1 protein-coding gene is annotated in these 12857 nt (G+C 46.0%); it reads left to right on the top strand.

The window, feature by feature from the left end; genetic code table 11:
• The first annotated feature begins 15 nt into the window (after nt 1-15).
• Nucleotides 16-12819 carry a type I polyketide synthase gene (locus KHQ79_RS09615; protein ID WP_225514975.1) on the top strand — a complete coding sequence of 4268 codons (12804 nt, stop codon included), beginning with the start codon at nt 16-18 and terminating at the stop codon, nt 12817-12819.
• Nucleotides 12820-12857 lie beyond the last annotated feature (38 nt).

Below are 12857 nucleotides of genomic sequence, written 5' to 3'. Positions count from 1 at the left end.
GAGAGGAGTGGGAAAATGATAACTGAACAACTGCACATTTCATTAAATAATCCGATCATGTCCAACCATAAGGTATATGGACAAGCGTTATTACCCGGCCTTGCTTATATAGATTTGATCTATCAAGTATTCCAAGAACATGGTTTCTCATACCAAGAGCTTGAATTAAAAAACCTGACCATTTTTTACCCTTTGACCGCAGACGAATCGCATGACATCGCCCTGACCATTCATGCGTCTGAAAGCAAGGAGGGGACATGGTCCATCATCATCGACGGACAAAAACAGCATGGCGAGTCGCTAACGGACAAAAGACAATATGTGACGGCTGAAATGCATCGTAAAGAGCGGACTGCTTTTGCCGAAACCATAAACCTTAATCAGTGGAAAAGTACAGCTGACAGGATTCTGAATTTAGATGATCTGTATGAACAATGCCGCTCTCAACAATTAGTTCATACAGGCATGATGAAGGCGGAAGGGCAGATTTATGAAAACAAAGAGGGTGCTTTAATTGATCTATCTGTCGGACAGGAAGCATTGCTTCATTCTGAGGCGTTTCTGTTTCACCCGACTCTCATTGACGGCAGCGGCATAGGTTCAAGCTGCCTGCTCTCAGAACAAACGATGTATCTGCCATTGTGTTATGAATCGTTTTCAGCTTCAGAACGATTACAAAAAGGATGTACAGCCCGGATCCTCTCTTCATCTGTGCGCCAGAAGAAAGAACTCACTTATATGACGGTTGAATATTTTAATTCCTCCGGACAAAAAGTGGCCGAGCTGAAACAGTTTGCAGGCAAGTCTGTACGGGATGGGGCAGCCTTTCATTCGGCAAAAGAAATTCAAGAAGAAAGACATGCTGTCTCTCAGAATACCGGTCGGGACTATACTGCATTTGAAACGTATTTGCGACAATTGCTTGCTGAACAGCTTGAAAGGCCGGCAGAACAAATGGATATCCACGCCGGATACTATGAGCTTGGGCTGGATTCACCATCTTTGCTTAAAGTAGTTCAGGAGATAGGGGCTAAGATTGGAGCGGATCTTTCGCCAACGCTGCTGTTTGAATATACAACGATTGCAGAACTAGCTGCGCATCTTGCTGAACACTATTTAATGGGAGAGGCGGACGAAACAGTCCGTCAGTCTCCTAAACCAATGCAGGATTCTTCAGACGCCGCTCCCTCTTTACGAGAATTCGGGGAAGATATCGCCATTATCGGAATGGCAGGCCGTTATCCTAAGGCAAAAAACATACAGGAATTTTGGGAAAATCTTAAGGCAGGTACCGACTGCATCACGGAGATCCCAAACTCGCGCTGGGAATGGAAGGAAAACAATGGGCTGGATTCACCTTCGGGCAAGCCATTGTCAAAATGGGGCGGGTTTATCGAGGATGCTGATTGTTTTGATCCTCAATTTTTCAGGATTTCACCCCGTGAAGCGGAAACCATGGACCCTCAGGAACGCTTATTTTTAGAGACGTGCTGGGAAGCTATTGAAGATGCGGGGTATACACCAGAAACAATTGCTTCACCGCAGGGAGAAAATAAAAGGCAGCATGTCGGCGTATTTGCAGGTGTTATGCATAAGGACTACTCCCTTTTAGGAGCGGAGGCTCTATCAGAACAAAATGCATTTCCTTTATCGCTGAATTATGCGCAAATTGCCAACAGGGTCTCTTACTATTGTAATTTCCACGGTCCAAGCATGGCGGTGGATACAGTCTGCTCTTCTTCATTAACTGCGGTTCATCTGGCGATAGAGAGCATCCGGAATGGAGAATGTGAGGCCGCGCTTGCCGGGGGCGTCAATTTGTCACTGCATCCGGCTAAATATATCAGCTACGGCAGTGTGGGGATGCACTCAAGTGACGGCTATTGCCATACATTCGGCAAAGGCGGGGATGGCTACGTATCCGGAGAAGGTGTCGGAACAGTGCTGTTAAAGCCGCTGCGAAAAGCTGAACAGGACGGCGACCGGATCTATGCTGTCATCAAAGGCAGTGCAATTAATCATGTAGGAAAAGTAAGCGGAATTACAGTTCCGAGCCCGGTAGCTCAAGCTGATGTTATCGAAGCGTGCTTAGAGAAAACAGGAATTGATCCGCGCACCATCAGCTATGTTGAAGCCCATGGCACTGGCACCTCATTAGGAGATCCGATTGAAATACAAGGATTGGTGAAGGCTTTCAGCAGCAATACGCAGGACAAGCAATTCTGCTCAATCGGTTCTGTGAAATCAAATATTGGCCATGCCGAATCTGCAGCCGGCATCAGCGGTTTAACGAAGACTGTCCTGCAGCTCCATCATAAAACATTGGTGCCGTCATTACACTCAGAAGAGTTGAATCCATATTTGCAGCTCGATCAAACCCCGTTTTTTGTCCAGCATGAAACGAAAAAATGGGAGCAGCCATCATTGACAGAAAACGGGATGGACATCACATATCCCCGCCGCGCCGGTTTAAGTTCGTTTGGCGCTTCAGGATCAAATGCACATCTTATTTTGGAGGAATATATTCCGGCAGAGAGTTTTTCAGAGCCGGTTTTAGCGAAAAATGACCAAATAATGATTCCGTTGTCCGCGAGAAACAAAGACCGTCTGCAGGCTTATGCTCTAAAACTCCTTGATTTTCTTAGCGAGGATATCAATATTGTAGCATTAGCTTATACATTGCAGGCAGGACGGGTGGAAATGGAGGAACGGGCAGCCTTCATCGTGAAGGACATAAAGGATTTAACTGCTAAACTTCGGGCGTTTGCAAATGGTGACAAAGAGCTCGATGGCTGCTGGACCGGACAAGCCAAGGAGAATCAGGAGGCCGCCGGGCCAACATCGGAGAATGCGCTGAGAAACAGCACGATAACAGACAGCCAATTGAAGAAAATGGCGGAATCATGGGTTCAAGGAAAGCGGGTCATTTGGGACGAGCTATACGGTGATCGCAAGCCGCTTAAAATCAGTGTTCCGACATATCCATTTGCTAAAGAGCGCTACTGGATACCGGCTCCTGAAACAAAAACCAGCACAGTAGATCATACCTTACATCCGCTGGTGCACCGCAATACGTCAGACTTTACTGAGCAGCGCTTTAGCTCTGTTTTTACAGGCAAGGAATTTTTCCTATCTGATCATGTTGTGCAGGGACAAAAAATCTTGCCGGGTGTTGCCTATTTAGAAATGGCAAGGGAAGCAGCCGAAAAAGCTGCGGGAGATCCGGAAGGTGAACAAAGAGTTGTGTCGCTTAAGGACATCGTCTGGATTCGTCCTATCACGATAGGAAGTGAACCAAAAGAAATACATATTGGCCTTTATCCTGAGGATAACGGGGACATTTCCTTTGACATTTACAGCAGCTCTGAAAATAAAGAAGAAACCCCGATGATACACAGTCAAGGTCGTGCAGTCATTTCAGCTGAAGCGGACACTCCTGTTTTAGACCTTGCATCAATACAGACAGAATGCAGCCTGGATACAGTGACGTCAGAACAATGCTATACAGCGTTTCGAAAGATTGGGCTTGACTATGGCAAGGGCTATCAAGGGATTGAAAAAGTGCTTGTCGGACAAGATCGATTGCTTGCAAAAATCTCATTACCCGCTTTTTTAAAAGACGGCAAGCAGCATTTTACGCTCCACCCGAGTTTGATGGATTCCGCCTTCCATGCCACAGTCGGTTTTATCGTTAGCTCAGTCAATGCTGAAGCGCAAGCCCATCAGCTGTCTCTCCCGTTTGCATTGCAGCAGCTTGACGTTTTCAGCCCGTGTCCTGAGGAGATTTGGTCTTATATTCGATACAGTTCAGACAGTAAAGCGGAGGACAAGGTCAGGAAGTACGACATTGATTTATGCGATGAGAACGGAAACGTTTGTGTTCGAATGAAGGGGGCTTCGATGCGAACACTTGAGGGAGAACAGCAGACCAAACCTCAAGCAGCAGCTGATTCTCCGCTGACAGGGCATACAATGATGATCCCTGCCTGGGAACCGGTTTCTCCAAATGGTAAAGACAATGCTTCGTTTGTTGGGATGCAGGCTGTTTTATGCGGCGGTACTGAAGGTGAACGGATGTTAATAAAGCAGCATCATCCTCAGGTTTCATTTGTAGTTATCCGGCCTGCAGATGACATTGCTGCAATAGCGGACAAGCTGCAAGCGTGCGGAGACATTGACCATGTATTGTGGATTGCCCCGTCACACCCGGAGAATATGGTTGGTGAGGGACAAGGAGAGGCTGTTCTTCAGGCATTTAAGCTTGTGAAGGCATGTCTTCAATTAGGCTATGGTGAGAAAAAGCTAGAATGGTCTTTTGTGACCGTCCAAGCGCAGCCGGTTACTCAACACGAGACAGTACATCCCGCTCATGCAAGCATTCATGGACTCGCCGGCACAATCGCTAAGGAATATCCGCATTGGAACATCCGTCTTCTTGATCTTGAAGAAGGCTGCACATGGCCGGTACATCAAATGTTTACGCTCCCTGCTGACCATCTTGGCCACACTTGGGCTTATCGGAATCAGCAATGGCATCAGCAGCAACTGATCCCATATCGCCATTCACCGTCAAATGACACGCTATATCGAACAGGCGGAGTATATGTGGTCATCGGAGGTGCCGGGTACATCGGGGAGGCATGGAGTGAGTACATGATCCGCCGCTATCAGGCGCAAATCGTTTGGATTGGACGCAGTCAAATCAATGATGCCATTCAGGCGAAAGTAGACCGTCTTTCCGAGCTTGGCCCTGAGCCTTACTATATTTCAGCCGATGCAGCGGACTTGCATTCATTGCAGCAGGCTTATGATCAAGTGAAAAAGCGTCATCCTCACATTCACGGGATCGTCCACTCTGCAATGGTTTTATTTGAGCAAAGCCTGGAAAATATGACACTGGAAGAATTTGAAACCGGACTGGCGGCCAAGGTGGATGCCAGTGTCCGTACGGCTCAAGTGTTCCAACATGAACGTTTGGATTTTGTACTATTCTTCTCTTCGCTTGTAGCTCATATCAAAAACGTAAAGCAAAGCCATTATGCCTCTGGCTGTGCATTTGCAGATGCTTTTGCTCACCAGCTCTCCCAAAGCTGGGCTTGCCCTGTAAAAGTCATGAACTGGGGATATTGGGGGAACAGTGAAGCGGCCGAGGATGAACAATATGTACAGCTCATGAATCAAATTGGCTTAGGTTTAATTGAACCTGCGGAAGGTATGAAGGCGCTGGAAGCACTGCTTTCTGGGCCAGTCAGCCAAACGGCTTTCATTCATACGACAAAACCTGTCGCAGTCGAAGGTGTGAATCAGAATGAATTCATCACCCTTTATCCCGAGCACCCTTCAGCAGACGCTGAAAGCCTGAAAGAACGACTGCCGAAAACAGGACAAGTACAAAGAGCTACACATGAAGAGCTGGACGATCTTCTTTACAGGCTGTTATTAGGTCAGCTGCAAACGGCCGGGCTGTTTGATGGTCATAGATTATCAGTTGAGCGCCTTCAACAACACAAGACTCGTGAATTTTATGAAAAATGGCTTCAGCAAAGCAGTGAATTCCTTCTGCAGCATGATTACCTTAAGAAAGATGGAGATTCATTGGTAAGGAAGAATCGAGCAGAGGATATCGCGCTGCTTTGGCAAGAATGGAATGCGAAAAAAGAAAAATGGCTCAAAGACAGCAACACCAAGGCGATGGTTGTTTTAGCAGAGACTATGCTGAAAGGATTACCGGATATTTTGACAGGGGAAGTGCCTGCCACAGATATCATGTTCCCGCATTCCTCAATGGAATTGGTGGAAGGCATTTATAAGCAAAACCAAGTGGCAGACTATTTTAATAAAGTGCTTGCCGATACGTTAACAGCTTACCTGGATGAACGGCTGAAGCATGATCCTGAGGCATCGATTCGCATTATGGAAATAGGCGCAGGCACAGGCGGCACGAGTGCCGGAATCTTTCAAAAACTGAAAGCCTATCAAAATCATATCAAAGAATACTGTTATACAGATCTGTCGAAAGCATTTTTGCTGCATGCAGAAAAGGAATATGGGGTGGAAAATCCGTATCTGACGTATCAGCTTTTTGACGTAGAAAAACCGATTGACCAGCAGGAGATCGAGGCTGGCGGCTATGATGTCGTCATTGCCGCTAATGTCCTTCACGCGACAAAAAATATCCGTCAAACCCTGCGGCATACAAAAGCAGTGATGAAAAACAACGGAATGCTGCTGCTGAATGAAATGGCGGGAAACAGCCTGTTCCCTCACATCACCTTTGGTCTCTTGGAAGGCTGGTGGCTGTATGAAGATCCTGCAGTGCGGATTCCCGGATGTCCAGGCTTATATCCTAACAGCTGGAAATCGGCACTAGAAAGCGAAGGCTTTGAATCTGTCTTCTTTCCGGCCGAAGCGGCCCATGATCTCAGTCACCAGATCGTCGCAGCCTCAAGCAATGGGCTGGTTCGCCGTATGATGATGAAAAGTGTGGTCTCGCCAGAGAAGGATGTTTCCCCCGCGTCTAATAAAGAGCAAGCCTATACACAAAACATAGATACGCAGAAAGATGGACAATCAAATACTGCTGCTCTCAGAGAAAAAAGCACAGAATATATGAAAAAACTAATTGGAGAAACATTGAAAATTCCTGTAGGCAAGATTGAGTCATCTGAACCGCTTGAAAAGTACGGTATTGATTCTATCGTCGTTGTCCAGTTGACAAATACATTGCGTAAAGAATTTGACCATGTAAGCAGCACTTTATTTTTCGAGTATCAGACCATTGACGCGTTAGTGGAACACTTAATCAAAACAAAATCAGAAGCGCTCATGAAACTGACTGGTCTTGACCGTCAAGTTCAACAAAAGACACCAGCCGCAAGCAAGAATGAATCTTTAAAAAAGCCTGGACAGGCCGCTAAAAGATCGCGGCACTTTCGCAAGCTCGGCTTCAGCAGGGAGAAAGAAATGCCAACACACGCTCTTGCCAGCCGTGACGTTGCCGTTATCGGCATTTCCGGACGTTATCCTCAGGCTGAAACAGCAGAAGATTTTTGGAACAACCTAAAAGAAGGAAGAAATTGTATTGAGGAAATTCCGAAAGAACGCTGGGATTGGAAAGCCTATTACGATAAAGAAAAAGGAAAAGAAGGGTCGATTTATACAAAATGGGGCGGATTTATCAAGGATATGGACAAGTTTGATCCTTTATTCTTTCAGATTTCTCCGCTCGAAGCAGAAAGAATGGACCCTCAGGAGCGATTATTTCTGCAAACCGCTTATGCAAGTATAGAAGATGCGGGATACACGCCTGACACGCTCTGTACAAGCAGAAAAATCGGCGTCTTTGCCGGAGTGATGAACAAAAATTATCCGACCGGCTACGGCTATTGGTCTATCGCCAACAGAATATCCTATTTGCTGAATTTCCAAGGCCCGAGCCTTGCCGTCGATACTGCCTGCTCATCCTCTCTGACAGCGATTCATTTAGCGCTGGAAAGCATTTATAGCGGATCGAGTGATTGCGCCATTGCCGGCGGTGTTAATTTAGTTGTCGATCCGGTCCATTATCAGAACTTATCTGTCATGAATATGCTCTCTGCAAGTGATACATGTAAATCATTCGGCGATGACGCAGATGGATTTGTCGACGGAGAAGGAGTAGGAGCTATTGTGTTAAAGCCGTTGCAGCAAGCAATAGCAGACGGCGACCATATTTACGGTGTGATAAAGGCCAGTGCGATTAACAGTGGAGGAAAAACGAATGGCTATACCGTTCCTAATCCTCATGCACAGGCACAGGTGATTAAAGAAGCGATTGAGCGCGCCAACATTCCTGCCCGAACCATCAGTTATGTGGAAGCGCACGGAACAGGCACCGCGTTAGGAGATCCGATTGAGATAGCGGGATTAACAAAAGCGTTTGAGGAAGATACGCAAGAGAAACAGTTTTGCGCGATTGGCTCCAGCAAGTCAAATATCGGCCATTGTGAAAGTGCAGCTGGAATCGCAGGGCTGACAAAAATACTTTTTCAGTTTAAATACGGCCAAATTGCGCCATCATTGCATTCTCAGCGATTGAATCCAAACATTGAATTCAACCATACGCCATTTGTCGTTCAGCAGGATCTTGGTGAATGGAAGCGCCCGGTGATTGACGGGCAGGAGGTGCCGAGACGTGCCGGATTGAGCAGTTTTGGCGCCGGAGGGTCCAATGCCCATATGATCCTGGAAGAATATATTCCGAGAACAGAAGCGCAAACTCCTGAAGCTCATCCTCCTGCGCTGATTGTGCTGTCAGCGAAAAACAGGGAACGGCTTCAGGAAAAAGCGGAGCAGCTGCTCACAGCCATTCAAGAAAAAAGGTACAGCGAAACAGATCTGATCCGGATCGCCTATACCTTACAAACGGGCCGTGAAGCAATGGAGGAACGGCTGGGCTTTATAGCAGAATCATTAGAGGATCTTGAAAGAAAACTAAACGATTTTATCGAAAACAAAACAGACAGCCTCTACTTGGATCGCATTGATGATAACAAAAAAGCATTAGCGGTCTTATCAGCTGATGAAGATACGGAAAAAATCATAGAGGCATGGATGAGTAAAGGGAAATACACGAAACTGCTGGATCTTTGGGTGAAAGGCTTGTCTTTTGACTGGGGGAAGCTGTACGAAACCCATAAGCCGATCCGGATCAGTCTTCCGGCATATCCATTTGCAAAAGAACGTTACTGGGCACCAGGCACGGCAAAGGCCCCAGCTCCTATAGAACAGCATCATGAACAGCAAACAGAAGAACATTTCGAGGTGATGACTTTTAAAGAAGTGTGGAAAGAAGAGCCAGTGTCTCTCACATCGAAACGCTTCAAAACGTTTATCTGTTTTCTGACTGATAGAGAAAAGCAAAACGCATTCGCTGCATCTGTGAAAAATGTTGATCAAGACACCAAGGTCATTTTTATTTCGCAGGGTGAGGTGTACGTCAAACAATCTCAAAACAGCTATCAGATTGTACGGCAACAACCCGCCACTTTTGAAAAAGCCTTCCAGAGCATTCAGGACGAACATGGAGAGCCAGATGCAGTCCTTTATATGTGGCCTGCGGAAGACGCGAGCTGTATAAAGGACCATTCCTTGATTGTCTATCTATTACAAGGTATGTCCGCGGCAAAGCTTCATCCTTCACGGCTTCTGCTGGCAGGACGTTTTGAAAATGGTCTTGACCGGAGCTATCTGGAATCATGGATTGGCTTCGAACGTTCACTCGGGCTTGTTCTCCCGCATACAAAAGTGACTGGAATCTTTCAGCCGGCAGGACAAAAATCAATGGATGATTGGGCTCGAAAGATCTGGACGGAATTACAGGCTTCAACTGAACAAACTGTTTTGTATCAGAATGGCAAACGATATGTAAGTCACATTGAACAGACAGCGATACAACCGAACAACAGCAAATTGAAGTCTGGCGGTACTTACCTGATTACAGGCGGTTTAGGAGGGCTCGGTTATTTATTCGCCAAACATTTGGCTAAACACTATGCCGCAAACGTTATTTTAACAGGGCGGTCGCCTTTCAATGAAGAAAAGCAAAAGAAAATAAAAGAAGTAAAGGATCTAGGCGGCGAAGCCATGTATGCAGAAGCAGATGTCTCTGATCCTATCGCGATGGGAGACTGCGTGAAACGAGGGAAAGACCGATTCGGCGCCATAAATGGCGTTATTCATGCAGCCGGAGTCGAGAGCGATTCTGCTATTTTTGACAAAGAGATCGAAACCTTCCAGCGCATCATTGAACCGAAAATCAACGGTACGATAGCGCTTGATGAATGGCTTAAAAATGAAAATCTTGATTTTATTTGTTATTTTTCTTCATCTTCTGCAATTTTGGGAGATTTCGGCTGTTGTGATTATGCAATCGGGAATCGGTTCCAAATGGCTTATGCGCAATACAGAAACGAGCTTCATAGCGGCAAAACGTTTGTCATCAACTGGCCTGTATGGAAAGATGGCGGAATGAAGATCGGTGATGAAGAAACAACTGATATGTATCTGAAATCAAGCGGCCAGCGCTTCTTAGAAGAGGATGAAGGCATCCGTATGTTTGAACACATCCTGTCTCAGCAGGATGCTCAGCATCTCGTGATAGCCGGCCAGCCCAGCCGGGTCAGCCGCTTTTTAGGAATGACTGAACCTATTCAGGAACCGGCCATTCAAGCCCCTGCTGTACAAGAAAAAAGGGGCGAGATCAAAACGCTAAGCATTGAAAAGCGTTTAGAACACGATTTGAAAGAGCATATTCACGCATTGCTTAAAATCTCAAAGGACAAGCTGAATTTGAACAAAAATTGGGCCGACTTCGGATTTGATTCGATCTATTTGGCTAAATTCTCGAATGTATTATCAAAGCATTTCAACATTGAAGTGCCACCGGCTTTATTTTTTGGCTATTCGACTTTACAAGAATTGATCCGCTTCTTCTTAACGGATCACAAAGAGCTGATCGAAGCATTTTACCGGGATGATGCATCTGAGGCACAAAAGCCTTCTGAAGCTGATGCTCCGGTTTCTGTAGAACCAGAAACCAATAAAAAAAGCGTCCGGCAGTCTCACGCTGAGCCAATCGCCATTATCGGCATGAGCGGCAGGTTTCCTCAAGCTGATTCGGTTCATGAGCTATGGGACAATCTGAAAAACGGGAAAGATTGTATCTCTGAGATTCCGAAAGAACGCTGGGACTGGGGAAGAGCTAACAGAGATCCAGAAAAAGCAGTGCCGAGATGGGGCGCATTTTTGAAGGACATAGACCGGTTTGATCCGCTGTTTTTTCAAATATCGCCTAAAGAAGCTGAAAGCATGGATCCGCGCCAGCGCATTTTTCTAGAGGAAGCATGGCACACATTTGAAGACGCTGGCTATATGGGACATCGGATAAAAGGAAAATCCTGTGGTGTTTATGTAGGTGTGGAAGAAGGAGAATATGCGCATTTAACCGGAGATACGGATTACATTAATGGAACGCAAAACGCCACATTATCTGCGCGAATCGCATACGCGTTAGATTTAAAAGGGCCTAATATGGCGTTGACAGCAGCATGTTCATCTGGACTTGTGGCGATTCATCAGGCGTGTTCAGCCCTGCGTCAAGGAGATTGTGAAATGGCTTTAGCCGGCGGCGTCAGCCTGAATATTTCTCAAATGTCTTTTGAGGCGCTGACAAGAGCCGAAATGCTTTCTCCGAACGGACAATGCAAAGTGTTTGACCAGGATGCCAATGGTCTGGTGCCAGGTGAAGCAGTAGCTGCTGTTCTCCTGAAACCATTATCAAAGGCAATTGAAGATAAAGATCATATTTATGGCTGCATAAAGGCCAGCGGTGTGAATTACGATGGCAAAACCAATGGCATTACTGCACCAAATCCTTTCAGCCAGGCGGAATTGATCGAAAACATTTATGAAAAAAATGAAATCAACCCGCTCGATATTCAATATGTGATGGCACACAGTACCGGCTCAAATCTTGGAGATCCGCTTGAGGTCCAAGCATTAACGAGCGTGTTCAGCAAATATACGAAGCAGAAGCAATTCTGCATGATGAGCTCGATTAAACCTTTAATCGGACACACATTTGCAGCATCAGGGGTGGTTGCTTTAATCAGTATGCTGATGGCAATGAAAAACCAGACCATTCCGGCTACTCATCACTGTGAATCGGACAACCCGTATATTCAGTTTAAAGAAAGCCCGTTCGTGCTTTGCAAAGAGAACCGTTCATGGATCAGGGAAAATCAGAAGCCGAGGATGGGAACAATCAGCACGACAGGAATCAGCGGCACCAATGCGCATGCAGTCATTGAAGAATACATCCCGGATGAGCAGCCGTTCACACAGCCACATAAAGAGCCGGCTGAATGCCCGCAGGTCATCGTGCTCTCAGCCCAAAATGACGATCGGCTTCAGGAAGCTGTCAGCCGCATGATTGTGTATCTTGAGCAGAATCATAACCTTTCTTTACCTGATGTTGCATATACGCTTCAGGTAGGGAGAAAAGCCATGGAAGCAAGGCTCGCGATTGTTGTGAACAATCAGGAGCAATTGGTGCGAAAATTGAAGGAATATGCGGAAGCGATGAAGAATGGTGGGGTATCAGGCCAACAGGCATTCCTTTATACAGGACATACGGAAGGGATGTTAGAAGAACAAGATGAAGCTTTCCTGCAAGCTTTTGCAAAAGAGAGAAATTTGGAAAACATTGCCGAATGTTGGGTGAAAGGATATCAGATCCCTTGGGAACTCCTTCATGAAGGTGATGACGTTCGGATGCTCCCTTTACCTGGCTATCCATTTGCAAGGGAGCGATATTGGGTTTCATCAGGCAATCACCAATCAGAGTCCGTTAAACCGCATACACAAGACATGAAAACAGAGATTGACGAGCCAAATAGGGAGACACACATTCAAAAGATCATTGTTCAATTTTTAGCACGAGAGTTAGGCATATCTGAGGATCGAATCAATTTCAAAAGAAACTTTCTGGATTATGGGATGGATTCAATTCTTGGCCGAAAATTGATGCGTCATATCGAAAAAACCACGCAGATGAAGATGACTGGCCGGGAAATCCTTGAATGTCAGACTGTCCAAGCTCTATCCGCTCATTTGGCCTCGAAAGCGGAAAGACACAATCAAAGCGCGGCAGCACATCAAACAAAGGGCACGTATACAGACGAACAGATCATCGGATTAATGCAAGAGGTGGCGCAAGGAAAATTGGATTTTAAGAGTGTGCAAAACATCATAGAAGGGAGTAAATCGTATGAATCATAAAGAAATTCTCGATGCCTTCAGATCAGGAGAATTAACCA

Origin of the sequence: Bacillus sp. TSO22 (assembly GCF_020223595.1) — a bacterium.
Taxonomy (GTDB): domain Bacteria; phylum Bacillota; class Bacilli; order Bacillales; family Bacillaceae; genus Bacillus; species Bacillus inaquosorum.
The sequence above is the reverse complement of the archived record's forward strand: the minus strand, read 5'-3'. Positions and strand labels throughout refer to the sequence as shown.